The following is an 18872-nucleotide window of genomic DNA, read 5'->3' as shown; positions in this document are numbered from 1 at the left end:
GGCCGCCCCCGTGACGGGCTGCGCCGCGGCGGCCGTCGCCGTCGACGCGGCACCGGTCGCGCCGCTGCCGATCGCGGCACGCATCTCGTCGGCAATGATGTCCGCCTCGGGCCCGATGATCACCTGCACGCTGTTGCCGCCGCGCTTGAGCACGCCGCGCGCGCCGATCGACTTCAGTTCCGGCTCCGAGACCTTCTCCGGATCGACGACGGTCAGGCGCAGGCGCGTCGTGCATGCGTCGACGACCGACAGGTTGCCGGCTCCGCCCAGCGCGGCGATGTAGCGCTGCGCACGCGGCGCAGCCGCAGCGGCGCCCGCCGCCGGCGCGACGAAGCCGCCCGATGCGTACGATTCCGCGGCCGCGTCGGCCGATGCCGGCTCACGGCCCGGCGTGGCCATGTTGAACTTGCGGATGAAGAAGCGGAACAGCCCGTAATACGCGGCGCCGTACGCGATGCCGAGCGGGATCGCGATCCAGCCCTTCGTCGACAGCCCGTAGTTCAGCACGTAGTCGATCGCGCCGGCCGAGAACGTGAAGCCGAGCTTCACGCCGAGGATCTGGCAGATCGCGAGCGACAGCCCCGTCAGCACCGCGTGGATCACGTACAGCACCGGTGCGAGGAACATGAAGCTGAATTCGATCGGCTCGGTCACGCCGGTCAGGAACGACGTGAGCGCCATCGAGAACAGCAGGCCGCCGACCATCGCGCGGCGCTCCTTCGGTGCCTCGTGCAGCATCGCGAGACACGCGGCCGGCAGGCCGAACATCATGATCGGGAAGAAGCCGGCCATGAAGGTGCCCGCGGTCGGGTCGCCCGCGAAGAAGCGGTGCAGGTCGCCGTGCACGATCTCGCCGCCGGCGGGCGGCGTGAAGTTGCCGAACACGAACCACGCGAGCGAGTTGATGATGTGGTGCAGGCCCGTGACGAGCAGCAGGCGGTTCAGGAAGCCGAACACGAACGCACCGATCGCGCCCGCCGTCGTCAGCCACTGGCCGGCCGCGTCGATCGCATGCTGGACCGGCTGCCACACGTACCCGAACGCGATGCCGAGTACCACGCACACCAGCCCCGTGATGATCGGCACGAACCGCTTGCCGCCGAAGAACGCGAGGTAGTCCGGCAGCTTGATGTCCTTGTAGCGGTTGTACAGCAGGCCCGCGACGACACCCGCGATGATCCCGGACAGCACGCCCATGTTCAGCTTGGGATCGATGTCCTTCATGATCGCGGTTTCGATCAGGTAGCCGATCGCGCCCGCGAGTGCCGCCACGCCGTTGTTGTCTTTCGCGAAACCGACCGCCACGCCGATCGCGAACAGCAGCGGCAGGTTGTCGAAGATCGCGCCGCCGGCGTCGGCGATCATCTTGATGTTGAACACGTCCGGCTGGCCGAGTCGCAGCAGGATGCCGGCGACCGGCAATACCGCGATCGGCAGCATCAGCGCCCGGCCCAGGCCCTGTATTTTCAGAAACGGATTCCCGTTCATTCAGTCCTCCAATCCTTGTCTCGTCGTTAAGCGTCGTTGAGCTGATTGCCTTCGTCGTAATACGGGTCGCGAACCTGCCGTCGACGCTCAGTCGAGCGGCCAGACCTCGCGACTTGCTGCCCTTACCGCCTGTGCCGAGTCGAGCGCGAGCAGATCCTGCACGCGCTGACGGCACAACTGGTAATCGAGACGGCGCACACGCGCCTTGATGCCCGGCACCGATACGGGGTCGACCGACAGCTCGGTCACGCCGAGGCCCACCAGGATCGGCACCGCGAGCGGATCGCCGCCGAGCGCGCCGCACACGCCGACCCACTTGCCGTGCTTCGCGGCACCGCGCACCGCGATGTCGATCAGGCGCAGCACGGCCGGATGCAGGCCGTCGGACTGCGCGGCCAGGTCGGCCTGGCAGCGGTCCATCGCGAGCGTGTACTGCGTCAGGTCGTTGGTGCCGATCGACAGGAAATCCGCGTGCTGCGCGAGCTGGTCGGCCAGCAGCGCGGCCGACGGCACCTCGATCATCACGCCGACCTCGACCGGCTCGGTGCGGCCCTGGGCGCGCGCGAATTCGTCGATGCGCTTTTTCAGGCGCACGAGCTCGCCCGCATCGGTCACCATCGGCAGCAGGATGCGCACCGCGCCGAACGGCTTCACCGCGAGCAGGCCCTGCAACTGATCGTCGAGCAGGTCGGGGCGCACCTGCGCGAGACGGATGCCGCGCAGGCCGAGCGCCGGGTTCGGTTCGGGCGGCAGCGTGAGGTAATCGACTTCCTTGTCGGCGCCGACGTCGAGCGTGCGGATGATCGCCGTGCGGCCCTGCAGCGCGTCGACGATCGACTGGTAGCTCTGCTGGTGCTCGACGACCGTCGGCGCGGCCTGGCGATGGATGAACATCAGCTCGGTACGCAGCAGGCCGACCGCGTCGGCGCCGTTGTCGACCGCGGTGTTCGCGTCGTCGAGCGTCGCGATGTTCGCGGCGACCTCGATCGCGCGCCCGTCGACGGTGGCGGCCGCAGCCCCCGCCAGTTTCCGGTTCGCCTCGCGCACGCCGTCCAGGCGCTGGCGCTCGTGCCGCGCGCGCTCGACGTCGAGCGCGGTCGGTGCATGTTCGAGCCGGCCCGCGCTCGCATCGACGACGACCTGCGTGCCGTCCGGGATCGCGTACAGCGCATCGCCGACCGCCACCAGCGCCGGAATGCCGAGCTGGCGCGCGATGATCGCCGCGTGCGACGTCGCGCCGCCGCGCGCCATCACGAGCGCGGTCACGCGTTGGCGATCGAGCGACGACAGGTCGGACGGCGTGAATTCCTCGGCCGCGAGCACCGCTTCGTCGGGCAACGCACGCGCGGCACCGTTCGCATGACCGAGCGCGCGCAGCACGCGCTTCTCGATGTCGCGCAGGTCGGCCGCGCGCTCGGCGAGCAGCGCGTCGTCGAGCTTCGACAGCGTGTCGATCTGCGTGCGGATCGTCGCGCGCCATGCGAAGCCCGCGCTCTTGCCGAGACTGATCAGGTCGCGCGCCGCGTCGATCAGCGTCGGGTCTTCCAGCAGCACGCGGTGCACCGCGAAGATGCCCGCTTCACCGACCGCGCCGCGCGCCGATGCGTTGCGCACCGTTTCGTCGAGTTCGGCGTCGACGGCCTTCAGCGCCTGGTCGAGCTGGCGGCTTTCCGACGCGGGCGTGCCGGCGGCCTGCTCGGGCGGCACGATCTCCGCATCGTCGAGGCGCACCAGCGTGCCGACCGCGATGCCGGGTGCCGCGCACACGCCCGCGAGCGTGTTCGGGTCGACTGGTGCGCCGACGTTGCGCGCAACCGTCTGCGGCGCGGGCGACCTCAGCCGTGCCGGCTTTTCCTCGACTTCGCCGTGTGCTTCGCGTAGCAGCTCGTGCTCGACCGCATCGACGGCCTGCTGCGCGTGCGCGCCACGGCCGACCAGTTCGACCGTCGCGCCTTCGCCCGCACCGAGGCCGAGCAGGCCGACGACGCTCGTGATCGACGCCTTGCGGCCGTCGAACAGCACGTCGACGGTCGCGTCGAACCCGCGCACGGCTTCGCGCGCACGCGCGGCCGGCCGTGCGTGCAGGCCACCCGGCTGGGCCAGCACGATTTCACGGCGCACTTCGTGATGCGCCGCTGCGCCGGTTTGTGCCGCCTGCGCAGCCGCTTCGCCCTTGCCGCGCAGCGCGAGCAGCGGCGTCTTGCCGGCCGTCGCGAAGCCGCTGGCACGATCGACGACCTCGAACGCATCCGAGTTCGCGATCGCGATCACCGACACGAGCGAATGCGCGCTGCGCGCCACCGCGTCCTGGTCGAACTCGATCAGCAGCGCGCCCGCCTCGACACGCTCGCCGGCCTCGACGTGCGCGGTGAAGCCCTGCCCGTTCAGCTCGACGGTGTCGATGCCGATGTGCAGCAGCACTTCCGCGCCTTGCGGCGTCGTGATCGTCACCGCGTGGCCGGTGCGCGCGAGATGCGACACGACGCCCGCGCACGGCGCGACGAGCTGGCCCGCGAGCGGGTCGATGCCGATGCCGTCGCCGAACATCCCGCCGGAGAACACCGGATCGGGCACGTCGGCCAGCGCGACGATCGGCCCGGTCAAGGGACTGAGCAGGACGATCTGATCATGGGTGGAACTCTTCAACTGGGACTCCTCGGCGCGTCTCATCGGCTGTCTCGGCTATCAGTGCGTTTCGGTGACTTTGTTCAGGTGGCGCGGCGTGTCGGGGTTGCGGCCGCGCGCGACGGCGAGATCCGCCGCCATCACGTAGAACGAAAGAATGGCGGCGATCGGGTCGAGCGCCGAATGGGCGGACTGCGCGAGCGGCAAGGTCGCGCCGGGCGTGCCGGCGGGCGCCGCGAGCAGCACCGCGGCGCCGCGTGCGCGCATGTCTTGCGCGAGCTGCAGCAGGCCGGCTTGCTCGGGCCCCGGCGGGGCGAACACGAGCAGCGGATAGTCGCGGTCGATCAGCTCCATCGGGCCGTGACGGACTTCGGCGCTCGAGAACGCCTCGGCCTGGATACCGGAGGTTTCCTTCAGCTTCAGCGCGGCTTCCTGCGCGATCGCGAGGCCCAGGCCGCGGCCGATCACGATCATCCGCTCGACCCCCGCCAGCGCGGCGACGGCCTGCGACCAGTCGAGCCGGCCGGCCTGCGCGAGCACGTCGGGCAGGCCGCGCAATGCGGTCATCAGCGCGGCGTCGCGCTGCCAGTACGCGACGATCTGCGCGGACAGCGACAGCATCGCGATATAGCTCTTCGTCGCGGCGACCGACAATTCGGGGCCGGCGAGCAGCGGCAACTGGTGCTCGCACGCGTCGGCGAGCGGCGACGGCAGCACGTTCACGGCCGCGACGGTGCGCGCGCCGGCTTCGCGCAGCGCGGCCATCGTGTTGACGAGATCGGGGCTCTTGCCCGACTGGGAGAAGGCGATCGCGAGCTGGTCCTGCACCTTCAGCGGCGCCTGCTGCAGCGTGGCGACCGACATCGGCAGCGACGCGACCGGCACGCCGAGGCGGCTCATCGTCAGGCTCGCGAAATAGCTCGCGGCGTGATCCGAGCTGCCGCGCGCGACCGTCAGCGCGACGGCCGGCGGGTGATCGAGCAATTGGCCGGCGAGCGCTTCGACGCGCGTGGTGTCGGCGATCTGCGCGGCGACGACCTGGGCGGACTCGCGCGCTTCCTTAAGCATATTCGACAATCGATTCTCCTTCGACGTAGGTCGCGGTGAGGTTCAGGTCGCGATCGAACACCGCGAGGTCGGCCCATGCGCCGCGCTCGAGGCGGCCGCGATCGGCGATGCCGAGGTAGTCGGCCGCATAACGCGACATCCGGTTCGACACATCGGCGATCGGCAGGCCGAGCGACACGAGGTTGCGCAGCGCCTGGTCCATCGTCAGCGTGCTGCCGGCGAGCGTGCCGTCGGCGAGACGCACGCCGCCGAGGCACTTCGTCACGTGCTGGCTGCCGAGCCGGTATTCGCCGTCGGGCATGCCCGTCGCGGACGTGCTGTCGGTCACGACGTACAGGCGCGGGATCGCGCGCAGCGCCGCACGAATCGCGCCCGGGTGCACGTGCAGCAGATCGGGAATGATTTCCGCGTATTCGGCGTGAGCAAGCGCCGCGCCCACCAGGCCGGGGTTGCGGTGATGCAGCGGCGACATCGCGTTGAACAGGTGCGTGAAGCCGCACGCGCCGTGCTTGAGCGCGGCCACCGCGTCGTCGTAGGTCGCGAGCGAATGGCCGAGCTGCACGCGCACGCCGCGCGCGGCCATCTCGCCGATGATCTCGATGTGGCCGGCGATTTCCGGCGCGAGCGTGACGACGCGGATCGGCGCGATCGACAGGTACTTCAGCACTTCGTCGAGCACGGCCGAGACGGCCGCGTCGGGCTGCGCGCCGAGCTTGCCGGGGTTGATGTACGGGCCTTCGAGGTGCACGCCGAGCACGCGCGCGCCGCCCGGCGTGCGGGTACGCGCGACGCTGCCGAGATTGCCGACGACTTTCATCAGTTCGTCGCGCGGCGCGGTCATCGTCGTCGCGAGCAGGCTCGTCGTGCCGAATTGCGCGTGCGTGCGGGCGATCGTCTCGATCGCGTCGCCGCCTTCCATCACGTCGGCGCCGCCGCCGCCGTGCACGTGCAGGTCGATGAAGCCGGGCAGGATGTAAGGCGCGTCGTTCTTCGCGGGATCGACGGGCGTGCCGTCGAGTGTCGTGATGCGGCCGTTCTCGCTATCGAGCGAACCGTGAATCCAGCCGTCGGGGGTAAGGATGTTTCCAGTCAGCATGACGTTCTCTTGATGATCTGGTGACGCGGGTATCCGCGTCGTGATTTGCAATTCCGTGTCGTTGCTTCACGGCTGTCGCGCGCGGGCGAGTCTCGCGCGTCAGCGTTTCAGTTCGGCGACGAAGTCGTAGTAATCGTCGCGGCAATACGTTTCGCTCACTTCGATCGCGCGCTGGTCGGCACCGTAGCCGATCCGCGTGATCACCAGCAGCGCCGAGCCCGGCTTCACCGCCATCCATTTCGCGATCGCGTGGGTCGCGTTCGCCGCGCGAAAGTGCTGCAGCGCGCGCACGACGGTCATCCCGCGCGCGTCGAGGTATTCGTACAGCGACGCACCGAGCGCCTGCGGATCGGGCACCACCGCGGCCGGCAGCGTCGAGTGCTCGACCGCCATCACGATGCCGTCCGCGCGGCGCAGCCGTTCGAGCCGCGCCACCGTCGCGCCGGGGGCGAGGCCGAGATGCGTGATCTCGTCGCGGCTCGCGGCGCGCAGCGTGCGCGACAGCCACACCGAATCGGGCACGAAGCCGCGCTGCTTCATCTTCGCGGTGAAGCCGACGAGGCGCGACAGCGGATCGGCGACGCGCGGCGTGATGAAGCTGCCCGCCCCGCGCGCCCGCTTGATCAGCCCCTGCTCGACCAGCAGCGCGAGTGCGCGACGGGCCGTGATCCGCGATACGCCGACCGACACCGACAGCAGCCGCTCCGACGGCAGCGCCTCGCCGGCCCGCCACGCGCCGGCGTGGATCGCGCTCGCCAGGTTGCGGGCGAGCTGCAGATAGAGCGGCGTATCGCTGAGGGGATCGGGCGCCAGTTCGGACCAGCCGGTTTCCATGTGCCTCCGGGTGTCGGACGACGACCTCGGGCCGTCGAAAGTGAGGGCATTATATAACCACCATAATACCAGTCAACGAACTGGTATTAACGACGCGGAAATCGCCGAAAGCCTTGCCCGGCAAGCGTTTTAGTAGCGAGAAATCCTTTGTTTACAATGCGATGCGGGATAGGGATTTACCCGGATTGGTATGCAAGGGGACAGTTCAAGCGCCGGATTTGCCGGGTTTGGAGGGATGGAAACGATACCGGAATAGAACCAGTTTGGCCGACTGGTATGCATCGGCGTCGGGGTGCCGATACGACGGGGACACGTGGACCGGCCGGCACGGGAAAGGCCGCGGGCACACACCCTGCAATCGCGGACGGGACGAACGTTTACCGCAGCCGACTCTCGCGCGGTCGTCCGCCGGCTCGAGATCCGCATCCGGCACGACCGTGATGCCCGAAGGCCCTGCCCTACTCGGCCGTCCTTTTCCACGAGCGGAACAGATCCAGCAGCGCACGGCATGGCGTCGACGTCGCTCCGCCCCGTCGCCACACCGCGCCGACGTCCATCGTCGGCACGGTCACGCTGAGATTGCGGCGACTGATCCGGTTGCCTTCCAGGGACCAGGGCCGGTACACGAGGTCCGAGAGGATGGTCACCCCGTGCCCGAGCGCGACGAGGCTTCTCACGGCCTCGATCGATTTGCTCTGCATCCAGACGTTCGGCGTGATCCCGTAGCTTCCCCAGTACTTGCCGACGGTTCGCAGGTGCTCGTCCATGTCCAGCAGCAGATAGTTCTCGCGCGCGACGTCTTCGAGGGTGACGCGACGGGCGTCCTGCAGCGGATGATCCGGATGGGTCCACAACCGGCGCGGCGAACGAAGAATCGTCTCGTATTTCAGGTCGTCGACTTCCGCGGTGTTCGACACCAGCAGCAGCGCAATATCGAGGCGATCGTCGGCCAGCATCTCCTCGATAGCTTCGCGTTCGTTTTCGACGATGCTCACGCCCAGGTTGCCGAACCGCCGCGAAATGGCGGACATCAGCGACGGCATCAGATACGCCGAGATGGTTTCGGTCATCCCGATACGGACATGCCCCGAGATCTGCTCGGGGTCCTCCTGCGCGGCTGAAACGGCGCGGTCGATGGACATCGTCGCGTGCTGCACATGACGCAGGAATCGCTCGCCGGCCGGTGTCAGACGGACGCCTTTCGCATGACGCAGAAGCAGCGTGACGCCGACCGAATCCTCGAGTTTCCTCAATGCGATCGTCATCGACGATTGAGACACCGAACAGAGATTGGCCGACTTCGAAATTTGCCCCGTATCGGCAACGGAGACGAAGTATTCGATCTGGCGCAGGGTGATGTGCGTGTTCACGGGAAAGGATCCGGGAAGTCCGGGCAGCGCAGGATCAGCGTTGCCCCGAGGGGGCTGACGGTACGTCGGATCGACGGCCGAGGTATTGATTCAATATATATCGGACCATCGAAAGGATGAATTTGTCATGGCTGCCTCCGCTTCCTAGCATAGTCGCAAACATGACGTGGACGATGCGAACCGATGGAGACGCAGGAAAAGAAAGGCTATTGCACGTTGTGCCGGTCGCGCTGCGGCACGATCAACGTCGTGCGCGGCGACACGATGATCAAGGTCCGCCCCGACGACACGCATCCGACCGGCCACGCGATGTGCATGAAGGGAAAGGCCGCGCCCGAACTCGTACATCATCCGAATCGGGTGTTGCATCCCATGCGGCGCACGCGCCCGAAGGATGCCGCCGATCCCGGCTGGCAACGCATCGGCTGGGATGAAGCGCTCTCCGAGATCGCGGAACGTCTTGCTCATTTCAAACGGGAAAACGGGGCCGAGTCGGTCGCGTTTGGCGTCACCACGCCAAGCGGAACGCCGATGAGCGACAGCATCGACTGGGTCGAGCGATTCGTCTGGTCATTCGGGAGCCCGAACATTTGCTATGCGACCGAGATCTGCAACTGGCACAAGGACAGCGCGCATGCCTTTACGTTCGGCTGCGGCATTCCAGCCGCGGATTACCGGAATGCCGAGCTCATCGTGCTGTGGGGAAACAATCCCGCCAACACCTGGCTGGCGCAGGCCGACGCCATCGCGAAGGGCCGCCGCAACGGGGCCAGGCTGATCGTCGTCGATCCGCGGCCGACCGCACTCGCACGCGAGGCCGATCTGTGGCTGCGCGTGAATCCCGGGACAGACGGCGCGCTCGCGATGGCGATCGCACGGCAGATGATCGCGACCGGCAACGTCGACGATGCGTTCGTCCGGGAATGGACGAACGGCCCGTTGCTCGTGCGTGCCGACACCGGACGGTTTCTGCGCGAGCGCGACATCGACGGCGATGCGCCGGGCAACCGGTACGTGCTCTGGAACGCGACGCTCGACCGGCTGGAACCGGCCGGAGAGGAAACCGCGACCCGACCTTCCGATCTGTTGATGACCGGCGTCCGCCATGTGGCGGTCCGGGATTCGGCCGGGCACAACATGCACGTGGCATGCACACCGGCCTTCGACCTCTATTCGGCGGCGCTCGACGCCTTTACGCCGGAACATGCGGCGACGATCACCGGGGTCGACGCAGCCGACATCGTCGAAGCCGCCCGAATGCTGCGGCCGCATCAGGCAATCGCCTATCACGCGTGGTCGGGCGTCGGCATGCACACCAACGCCACCCAGACCGAGCGCGCGATTGCGACGCTGTATGCGTTGACGGGTGCGTTCGACACGCGCGGCTCGAATCGGGAATGGACGAAGCAGCCGGCCAACCCGGTCAGCAGCTACGCGATGCTGAACCCGCAGCAACGCGCAAAAGCGCTCGGCCTCGCGGATCGACCGCTCGGCCCGCCGTCGCAAGGCTGGGTCACGGCGCGCGACGTCTATCGCGCCATCCTCGACGGCGAGCCCTACCGCGTCCGTGCGCTGGTCGCGTTCGGTACGAACATGGTGCTGTCCCAGGCGGATGGCGGCGTCGCGCACGACGCGCTCTGCGCGCTCGACTTTCATGTTCACTGCGATCTCTTCGAAACACCGTCGTCACGCTATGCGGACATCCTGCTGCCCGTGAACACACCGTGGGAACGGGAAGGCCTGCGTCTCGGCTTCGAGATCGACGAGCGCGCGGTCGAACTCGTGCAGCTCAGGCAGCGCATGGTGCCGCCGAGAGGAGAGAGCCGCGCGGACTACGACATCGTCTTCGACCTCGCCGTGCGACTCGGCATGCGGGACACATTCTTCGGCGGCAGCATCGAGGCGGGATGGAATCACGTGCTCGAACCGCTCGGGCTGGACGTTGCGTCGCTGCGCGCCCATCCGGAAGGCATCGTCAGGCCGTTGCCTCAAAACGAGCGGCAGTACGCGGCGGCGACACCCGACGGCGTGCGCGGTTTCAACACGGAGACGCGGCGTGTCGAACTGTACTCCGAGAAACTGCATCGTCACGGCTACCCGCCCGTTCCACGGTACGTACCGCCGCAGCACGGCGAAGATGCGCGGGCGGACAATCGCCGTCGCTTCCCGTGTACGTTGACCTCGACGAAGAACGGGTACTACTGCCACAGCCAGCATCGCGGCCTGCCAAGCCTGCGTCGCCGCGCGCCGTACCCGGTAGCGGAACTCAATGACGAACGCGCGGCGGAACACGGCATCGTCGACGGCGACTGGTGCCTGATCGAAACGACGAACGGCTCGGCGCGCTTCAAGGCACGCGTCGTCCCGGAACTCGCCCGCGACGTGATCGTGGCCGAATACGGCTGGTGGCAAGCCTGCGACGAGGTCGGCCAGGATGCGCTCCCGGTGGACGGGCGCGACAACAGCAATTTCAACCGCCTCGTCTCGGCGACGAAACTCGATCCGGTCAGCGGATCGTCGCCGCTGCGTTCCGTGCGTTGCCGCATCAGGCTCGACCCGTCGGTCGATCCGTCGCGCCGGTCGTGGAAAGGCCTGCGGGATTTTGTCGTATCCGCCATGCGCGACGAAGCGAGCGGCGTGCGAACCGTCACGTTTCGCGCCGCGGACGGCGGCGCACTGCCGGACTATCTGCCCGGCCAGCACGTGAGCTTGCATGTCCCGTCGCTCGGCGACGGCGGGACGACGCGCGCCTATTCGCTGACGGGCGCCGCCCGCGAAGACGATCGCCGCACGTATTCCATCTCGGTACGCCACCAGAAAGGCCGGACCCGCGACGGCACGGCGTTCGAAGGCGCGATGTCGTCGTACATCCACGGCACGCTCAAGGTCGGCGACTCCGTGTTGCTCGGTGCGCCCGGCGGGACGTTCGTCGTGCCGCCGGCATCGCGGCAGCCGGTCGTGATGTTCGCCGGCGGCATCGGCATCACGCCCTTCATCTCGTACCTGGAATCGATCCGGGATCAGGCGGACCGCGCGCCGGAGTCGAGACTCTTCTATGCGAACCTGAACAGCACGACCCACGCGTTCCGCGAACGCATCGAGACATTGAAGCGGCGGCTGCCGACGCTCGAGGTCGTCAACTGCTACAACCAGCCGCACGACGAAACGCCGGGACACGACTATCAGATGCTCGGCTACCTGTCGGCCGACGTGGTCGACGACGACCTGATCCGGCGGCGCGCGCGTTTTTTTCTGTGCGGCCCCGAACCGATGATGCAGGCGATTGCGTCGGGACTGATCGAGCGCGGCGTACCGCCGTTCGACATCTTCAAGGAGGCGTTCAGGTCACCGTCCAGGCCGACGCCCGACCCGTCGAAGCAATACGCGGTGCAGTTCGCGCGATCGCGTCGCACGGCCACCTGGACAGCTCGCGACGGCAGCCTGCTGTCGTTCGCGGAACGTCTCGGCATCGCATTGCCGAGCGGTTGCCGGGTCGGGCAATGCGAGAGCTGCGCGGTCAAGGTCATATCGGGCGAAGTCACGCATTCGAGCGGGCATGGACCGGACGAACCGGACATGTGCCTCGCCTGCCAGGCCATTCCGGCCACCGACGTCAGCATCGACGCATAACCCCCGTTCGAGGAAAGGTTCACCATGAAATTTTTCGACGCCGTCGCGACACGCGACGCACTGGATTTCGAATCGCTGGTCGCACGCCTGCGACACGCGTTCATCGACGGCTGCCACGTCCCGCTTCGCCACGCGCACACACTCCATGCCGACGGCGAAGACGAAGGCACGGTGCTCATCATGCCCGCGTGGGAAGACAACGGCTACCTGGGCATCAAGACGGTCAACATCTTCCCGGGCAATGCGAGACACGGCCTGCCCGGACTGCACTCGACCTACGTGCTCTATGACGGGCGGACAGGCCAGCCGCTTGCGCAGCTGGACGGAAACGAAATCACGTCGCGCCGCACCGCGGCTGCGTCTGCGCTGGCCGCGACCTATCTGGCCCGCCCGGATGCGTCGCGCCTCGTGCTGATGGGGGCCGGCCGGGTCGGCAGCCTGGTTCCGCCCGCCTATCGCAGCCAGTTGCCGATCTCGGTCGTCGAGGTCTGGGACAGGGATCGCGACGCGGTTGCACGACTGGTCGACGGGCTGACCCGGCTCGGTTTCGATGCCTCACCCGTCACGAACCTCGAGGCAAGCATCCGTCGCGCGGACGTCGTCACGTGCGCGACGCTTGCGACGGAACCGATTGTCCGCGGCGCGTGGCTCGCACCGGGGTCGCACCTGGACCTGATCGGCAGCTTTACGCCGCGCATGCGCGAAGCCGACGACGATTGCTTCCGGCAGGCGGAGATTTATGTCGATACGGACGAGGCACCGCAGAAATCCGGCGACCTTCTGGGTCCGCTCGCGCGCAACGTCATTGCGCCCGACCGCCTGAACCGGACGCTGACGGCGCTGTGCCGGGGCGAAGCACAGGGGCGGACGAACGACAGCCAGCGCACCGTGTTCAAGGCGGTCGGCACCGCACTCGAGGATCTGGCCGCGGCGGTTCAAATAGTTGAAAAGACAAACTGAAGCCGTGACGGGCAAGGAGATCGAAATGAAAGAGCTGATGGACGTGCAGGACTGCGACACGCCGGCGGTCGACCGTGAACGCATGCTGGAGCGGATGGCCGCGGGCATGGCACGCTGGTCGGAAAAGTGGTTCCCGGACGCCTATATCTTCGCCGCGCTCGCCGTGGTGATCGTGGCGGTGGGCGCACTGGCAGCCGGTGCGCCGGTCACGCGGATCGGCGTTGCGTTCGGCGATGGCTTCTGGAGTCTTATCCCGTTCACGATGCAGATGGCGATCGTCGCCATCTCGGGCTATGTCGTCGCGGTGTCGCCGCCCGCGTCGAGGCTGATCGATGCGCTCGCACGCCTGCCGTCGTCCGGGCGCGCATCGGTAACGTTCGTTGCGCTCGTCAGTATCGTCTCATCGCTATTCAACTGGGCGATCAGCCTGATCTTCAGCGGCCTTCTGGTCCGTGCGCTGGCCCGCCGCACCGATCTGCGCATGGATTACCGGGCAGCGGGCGCGGCGGCCTATCTCGGGATGGGTGCGACGTGGGCGCTGGGCTTGAGTTCATCCGCCTCGCAATTGCAGGCAAATCCGGACAGCCTGCCCAAGGCGCTGCTGGCCATCTCCGGCGTCATTCCCTTCACCGAGACGATCTTTCTCCCGCAGTCGATGCTGATGGCCGCCGTGTTGACCGGCGCGTCGCTGCTGATCGCGTATCTGTCCGCGCCCAACGACACACGGGCAAAAACCGCGGCGGAGCTGGGCATTCATCTCGACGAAAGCCATGCGACGCTCGCACGTCCGACCCGCCCGGGGGACTGGCTTGAGTACAGTCCGCTCGTCACCATTGCCATCGTGGCGATCGGCGCGATCTGGGCCTGGCACGAGTTCACGACGAAGAATCCGCTGATCGCGATCTCGAATCTGAACACGTACAACTTTCTGTTCCTGCTGCTGGGCATGCTGCTGAACTGGCGGCCGAGACGATTCCTCAATGCCGTCGCGCGTTCGGTGCCGTCTGTTGCGGGTGTGCTGATCCAGTTTCCGCTGTACGGCGGGATCGCCTACATCCTGACAAAGGCGGCGGCGCCCGCCGGACTGCCGCTCTCCGATCACCTCGCCCATTTCTTCGTTGCGATGTCGTCGCATGCGTCGTTTCCCGCAGTGATGGGCGTGTATTCGGCCGTGCTCGGGTTCTTCGTGCCGTCCGGCGGCGGAAAGTGGATCATCGAGGCGCCGTACGTCATCGAGGCGGCGAAACTGCTGCAGGTTCATCTGGGCTGGGCCGTGACGGTCTACAACGCTGCCGAGGCATTGCCGAACCTGATCAATCCGTTCTGGATGCTGCCGCTACTCGGGGTGCTCGGGTTGCGTGCCCGCGACATTGTCGGTTTCACGTTCACGCAACTCGCGGTTCACCTGCCGCTCGTGATCTTCATGCTCTGGGCACTCGCGGGCACACTCGCCTACCATCCGCCCGTCATGCCGTAACGCGCGACGCGCTCACGGCATCACGACGATCGATCGGCTTCACGCCGGTCGTGCCGCGCGCGGTGCACCTGGCATCAGTGGAACTCGCGGCTCGACGTGCGCAGGCCACCGAGCAGCGGCGTCAGATCCTCGAAATGCTGCGCGACGAGGTGCCTCACGTCGCTCGCGACCTGCCACACGCCGGACACGGCGAGCAGCCGCGAATCGAGGGTTTCGCGGCGCTGCCGCGCGAGCAGCTCGGGCCGGACGATCAGGTTCACGCAGCCGGTTTCGTCCTCGAGCGTCATGAACATCACGCCTTTCGCGGTGCCCGGCATCTGCCGCGCGGTCACGAGCCCGCACGCGCGCGCGAGCCGGCCGTCGGGCCGGTCGTGCAATTCGGCCGCGGACGACAGCCGCCGCGCACGCAGCTCGGGCCGCAGCAGCGCGACGGGGTGACGGTTCAGCGTGAGGCCGGTGGTGTGATAGTCGGCGAGGATGTCGTCGGCCTCCGACGGCGCGCCGAGTGCCGGCTTCTCCGCTTCGTCGATCGGGGCGGTCGCGAGCAGGTCGCGCTCGGGTGCTGCGGCAACCGCTTGCCACAGCGCATCGCGGCGGTGGCCGGCGAGGGTCGCGAGCGCGTTCGCGGCGGCGAGCGCCTCGAGATCGCGGCGCTCGAGCTGCGCGCGACGGGCGAGAGTGTCGACGTTGTCGAAGGGGCCCGCCGCGCGTGCGGCTTCGATCCTGCGGACAGCGGCTTCTCCCAGACCGCTCACGAGCGACAGCCCGAGCCGGACGGCCGGCTGTCCGTGCGGAGGCGGCTGGCCGGGCAGCGCTTCGAGCGATGCCTCCCAGCCGCTTTGCGTGACGTCGATCGGCAGGACCTGCACGCCGTGCCGCTTCGCGTCCTGCACGAGTTGCGACGGCGGATAGAAACCCATCGGCTGGCTGTTCAGCAATGCGGCGAGGAAGATCGCCGGTTCGTGGCATTTGAGCCAGCTGCTGGCGTAGGCCAGCTTGGCGAAACTCGCCGCGTGGCTCTCGGGGAAACCGTAATCGCCGAAGCCCTTGATCTGCTCGAAGATCTGTTCGGCGAACTCGGGCGGGTAATCGCGCTCGCGCATCCCGTCGACGATCTTGCCGTGATATTGCTCCAGATTGCCCTTGCGCTTCCACGCGGCCATCGCGCGACGCAACTGGTCGGCCTCACCGGCCGTGAAGCCGGCCGCGATCATCGCGATCTGCATCACCTGTTCCTGGAAGATCGGCACGCCGTACGTCCGTTCGAGCGCGGGCTTCAGGTCCTCCTTGGGATAACTGACCTTTTCGATGCCCTGGCGTCGCTTCAGATAAGGATGCACTGCCCCGCCCTGGATCGGCCCCGGCCGCACAATCGCCACCTCGATCACCAGGTCGTAATAAGTGCGCGGCCGCAGACGCGGCAGCATCGACATCTGCGCGCGCGATTCGATCTGGAACACGCCGACCGTGTCGGCGCGGCAGATCATGTCGTAAGTTGCGTCGTCATCCTTCGGAATGTGCTTCAACGTGAACGGCTTGCCGTCAGCCTTCGGCGGGCCTCGCCATGCGGTGCGCATGTCGAACGCGCGATGCAGCGCCGACAGCATGCCGAGCGCGAGCACGTCGACTTTCATCAGCCCGAGCGCTTCGAGATCGTCCTTGTCCCACTGGATCACGCGCCGCCCGTCCATCGCCGCGTTCTCGACCGGCACGAGCCGCGTGAGCTTGCCGCGGCTGATCACGAAGCCGCCCGAGTGCTGCGACAGGTGGCGCGGAAAGTTCAGCAGCCTCGCGGCGAGCCGGGCCCACGCCTGGATGAGCGGCGTCTCGGGATCGAGCCCGGTCGTCGAGAATTGCTGCAGCAGGTCGCGACTGCCGTCGAACCAGCGATGCGCTTTCGCGACGCGATCGACCAGCACCGGATCGACACCGAGCGCCTTGCCGGTCTCGCGCAGCACGCCGCGCGGGCGATAAGTCGATACGGCGGCCGCCAGTGCGGCGCGATCGTGCCCGTACTTCTCGTAGATATGCTGGATCACTTCTTCCCGGCGCTGATGCTCGAAATCGACGTCGATATCGGGTGGCTCGCCGCGCTCCGCGCTGATGAAGCGCTCGAACAGCATCGTGCTCTGATCGGGATCGACCTCGGTAATGCCGAGGCAATAGCAGACCACCGAGTTCGCCGCCGAGCCGCGCCCCTGGCACAGGATGTTCTGGCTGCGCGCGAATTTGACGATGTCGTAGACGGTCAGGAAGAACGGCTCGTATTTCAGTTTCGCGATCAGGGCGAGTTCATACCGGATCTGCCTGGCTACTTTCTCCGGCACACCATTCCAGTAACGCCGGGCCACACCCGCCCAGGTCTCCTGCTTCAGGTAGCTCGTCGGCGTATGCCCGCGCGGGACGAGTTCGAGCGGGTATTCATACTTCAAGTCATCGAGGGAGAAATTGCAGCCGTCGAGCATCGCGCACGTTTCCGCGATCTCCTCCGGCGAAAACAGCTTCCCGATCCGCCCGCGCGCACGCAGATGCTGCTCCGCATTCGGCGCGAGCGCATAACCGCATTCCGCGACAGGCATCCCGACACGAATCGCCGTCATCACGTCCTGCAGTTCCTTGCACGAGCGCCGGTGCATCGTCACGTCGCCGAGTGCGACGATGCGCACGCCGCGCCGCTCGCCGGCCGCACGAATCTCCTCGCGTTGCGCACCGTCCAGCGCGCGCTGCAACTGCACGAGCCCGAGCCGTGCACGCTCGCCGAACGTCGCGCGAAACCACGCGACCTGTGCATCGAGCACGTCCGCCCGCACCGGGTACGCGGGCACGAGAATCGCGAAGCAGTCGGGCATGCCGCGCAGGTGTGCGAATGCCTCGGGCGGCCTCGACAGCATGTGCGACGTCAGCGTGTAAGTCCCCTTCGGCGCTTCCATCCGCCGCCACGAAATCAGCTCGGACAGGTTGCCGTAGCCTTCCCGATTCTGCGCGAGCAGCACGAGCCCGAACGCGCCGGGGCCCGGATCGTGGCCCGGCGGAACATCGTCCGGCGTCACCTCGAAGTACGAACCGATGACGAGCGGCAACCCTTTCGCCTTCGCCGCGACGTGCATGCGCGGTGCGCCGGCGAGCGAGCATTCGTCGGTGATCGCGATCCCGCGATAGCCGAGTTCCGCCGCACGCTCGACCAGTTCTTCCGCATGCGACGCGCCATGCAGGAACGAAAAGTTCGAACGGCAGAACAACTCCGCGTAATCGGGCAGCCAGCTGAATTCCGCAACCATGACCGTTCACCCGAACAGGCCGTGCAGGAACCAGCGCGGCTCGGCCTCGCTCGCTGCCCGCTCCTTGAACACCCAGTAGCACGCACCGGTTTCGTCCTGCGCGACGTGGTAATCGCGTGCGGCGAGCTGGCCATCGAACCACCCGGCCTCGATCCGCTCCACCGACGACATCATCCTGAGCGGCGTATGAAATACCGGCCGCTCCCCCCGCATCAACAGCGGCAGCGGCTCGTCCAGCAACCACGCGGGCCTCGGCGGCACGGCCGGCGGCCCGCCGGCCGGCTTGCCGGCCTGCGCATCGAGCGGCAGCCAGCGGTTCGCGGCCTCGGGCCGGTGATCGGCGACGGGTGCCGCGCGCAGCACGTTCTCCGCGCCGAGCCGTGCGACCAGCAGCTCGAACAGCCGCGCGCGCGTCTCTTTCGTGCCGCCCGGCTCGGGGAAAAGATCGTCGGCCGGCGGCGCGACCGATTCGACGCGCGTGGCCTTCAGACGCACCGCGATCACCGCGGCCGGCAACTCGACGCGCGCGAGCCGCTCGCCGAGCAGCCGCATGAAGTGCGTCTCGTCGCGCACGGGTGCGGCGAACGCGAGTTCGAGCGGCGTCGGCGGCACGGCCTGGCGGCCGCGCTCGTGTTCGAGATCGAACGTCATCGCGGCCAGCGACAGCTGCCGCGCGACCAGCCAGCCGCACAGCTGCACGACGAGCCGCCGCGCGGCGAACAGTACGGCTTCCGCGTATTCGACGCGCTCCGGCAATTCGAGCCGCACGTCGAATACCGGCGGCACCGCCATCCATGCGAGCGGCTCGACCGCATCGCCGTACGCGCGATCGAGCGCGGCCAGCAACGCGGGACCGCAGCGGCGCTGCAGCCCCGCGCGCGGCAGGTTGCGCAGGTCGGCGAGCGTGCGGCAGCCGAGGCCGTCGAACCAGCCCGCATACGGACGCGCATCGGGCAGCAGCACGCACGGCAGCCTGTCGAGCGAACGCACGAGCGACACCTCGCCGGCGACGCGGCGCCGGATGCGTGCACGGGCCGACACGCGCG

The 18872-nt window shown here is 67.7% G+C and carries 11 protein-coding genes; 3 read left to right on the top strand and 8 right to left on the bottom strand.

Annotation, left to right across the window (positions count from 1 at the left end):
* From nagE to DPV74_RS27605, 6 genes are all read right to left on the bottom strand, one after another.
* Window positions 1–1488 (bottom strand): N-acetylglucosamine-specific PTS transporter subunit IIBC (gene nagE, locus DPV74_RS27630; protein ID WP_119338335.1); only part of this gene is annotated, 1488 nt, incomplete at its 3' end.
* An 87-nt stretch (window positions 1489–1575) separates the two neighbouring features.
* Entirely contained in the window at window positions 1576–4158 is a 2583-nt protein-coding gene (ptsP, locus tag DPV74_RS27625) for a phosphoenolpyruvate--protein phosphotransferase (protein WP_119338334.1), read from the bottom strand.
* A gap of 15 nt (window positions 4159–4173) precedes the next feature.
* The gene (locus DPV74_RS27620; RefSeq protein WP_027789081.1) at window positions 4174–5181 is read right to left on the bottom strand and encodes an SIS domain-containing protein; all 1008 of its coding nucleotides are present in this window, start codon (window positions 5179–5181) and stop codon (window positions 4174–4176) included.
* A complete protein-coding gene (nagA, locus tag DPV74_RS27615; RefSeq protein WP_059695054.1) occupies window positions 5174–6277 on the bottom strand; it encodes an N-acetylglucosamine-6-phosphate deacetylase in 1104 nt (367 codons plus the stop codon). The genes DPV74_RS27620 and nagA overlap by 8 nt, the downstream gene beginning before the upstream one ends.
* A gap of 99 nt (window positions 6278–6376) precedes the next feature.
* The gene (locus DPV74_RS27610; RefSeq protein ID WP_027789079.1) at window positions 6377–7111 is read right to left on the bottom strand and encodes a GntR family transcriptional regulator; all 735 of its coding nucleotides are present in this window, start codon (window positions 7109–7111) and stop codon (window positions 6377–6379) included.
* 458 nt (window positions 7112–7569) lie between these two features.
* Window positions 7570–8481 carry a LysR family transcriptional regulator gene (locus DPV74_RS27605; RefSeq protein WP_027789078.1) on the bottom strand — a complete coding sequence of 304 codons (912 nt, stop codon included), beginning with the start codon at window positions 8479–8481 and terminating at the stop codon, window positions 7570–7572.
* Window positions 8482–8664: 183 nt separating this feature from the next.
* On the opposite strand from DPV74_RS27605, the gene DPV74_RS27595 reads away from it, so the two are divergent.
* Genes DPV74_RS27595 through DPV74_RS27585 form a run of 3 tightly spaced genes read left to right on the top strand, consistent with a single transcriptional unit; the run spans window position 8665 to window position 14548 of the window.
* Window positions 8665–12111 (top strand): molybdopterin-dependent oxidoreductase, encoded by a 3447-nt coding sequence (locus DPV74_RS27595; RefSeq protein WP_119338333.1) that lies wholly within the window; start codon window positions 8665–8667, stop codon window positions 12109–12111.
* Window positions 12112–12135: 24 nt separating this feature from the next.
* Entirely contained in the window at window positions 12136–13071 is a 936-nt protein-coding gene (locus DPV74_RS27590) for an ornithine cyclodeaminase family protein (protein ID WP_119338332.1), read from the top strand.
* Between the two features lie 25 nt (window positions 13072–13096).
* Complete coding sequence (locus tag DPV74_RS27585; RefSeq protein ID WP_119338336.1) at window positions 13097–14548, top strand: short-chain fatty acid transporter; 1452 nt, start codon at window positions 13097–13099, stop codon at window positions 14546–14548.
* A 74-nt stretch (window positions 14549–14622) separates the two neighbouring features.
* Here the strand turns inward: DPV74_RS27585 and DPV74_RS27580 are convergent, their stop codons facing one another.
* On the bottom strand, window positions 14623–17826 hold the full coding sequence (locus DPV74_RS27580; protein ID WP_091923788.1) for an error-prone DNA polymerase: 3204 nt from the start codon (window positions 17824–17826) through the stop codon (window positions 14623–14625).
* Window positions 17827–17832: 6 nt separating this feature from the next.
* The coding region (locus DPV74_RS27575) for a DNA polymerase Y family protein (RefSeq protein WP_162923149.1) at window positions 17833–18872 on the bottom strand (1040 nt) is incomplete at its 5' end.

Origin of the sequence: Burkholderia sp. HAN2018, assembly GCF_024704855.1 — a bacterium.
Classification (GTDB): domain Bacteria; phylum Pseudomonadota; class Gammaproteobacteria; order Burkholderiales; family Burkholderiaceae; genus Burkholderia; species Burkholderia cepacia.
The sequence above is the reverse complement of the archived record's forward strand: the minus strand, read 5'-3'. Positions and strand labels throughout refer to the sequence as shown.

Bases quoted from the DNA above. Each gene is read 5' to 3' on its own strand.
- DPV74_RS27585 (WP_119338336.1), top strand. From the start codon at position 13,097: ATGAAAGAGCTGATGGACGTGCAGGACTGCGACACGCCGGCGGTCGAC.
- nagA (WP_059695054.1), bottom strand. From the start codon at position 6,277: ATGCTGACTGGAAACATCCTTACCCCCGACGGCTGGATTCACGGTTCG.
- DPV74_RS27595 (WP_119338333.1), top strand. From the start codon at position 8,665: ATGGAGACGCAGGAAAAGAAAGGCTATTGCACGTTGTGCCGGTCGCGC.
- DPV74_RS27590 (WP_119338332.1), top strand. From the start codon at position 12,136: ATGAAATTTTTCGACGCCGTCGCGACACGCGACGCACTGGATTTCGAA.
- ptsP (WP_119338334.1), bottom strand. From the start codon at position 4,158: ATGAGACGCGCCGAGGAGTCCCAGTTGAAGAGTTCCACCCATGATCAG.
- DPV74_RS27610 (WP_027789079.1), bottom strand. From the start codon at position 7,111: ATGGAAACCGGCTGGTCCGAACTGGCGCCCGATCCCCTCAGCGATACG.
- DPV74_RS27620 (WP_027789081.1), bottom strand. From the start codon at position 5,181: ATGCTTAAGGAAGCGCGCGAGTCCGCCCAGGTCGTCGCCGCGCAGATC.
- DPV74_RS27580 (WP_091923788.1), bottom strand. From the start codon at position 17,826: ATGGTTGCGGAATTCAGCTGGCTGCCCGATTACGCGGAGTTGTTCTGC.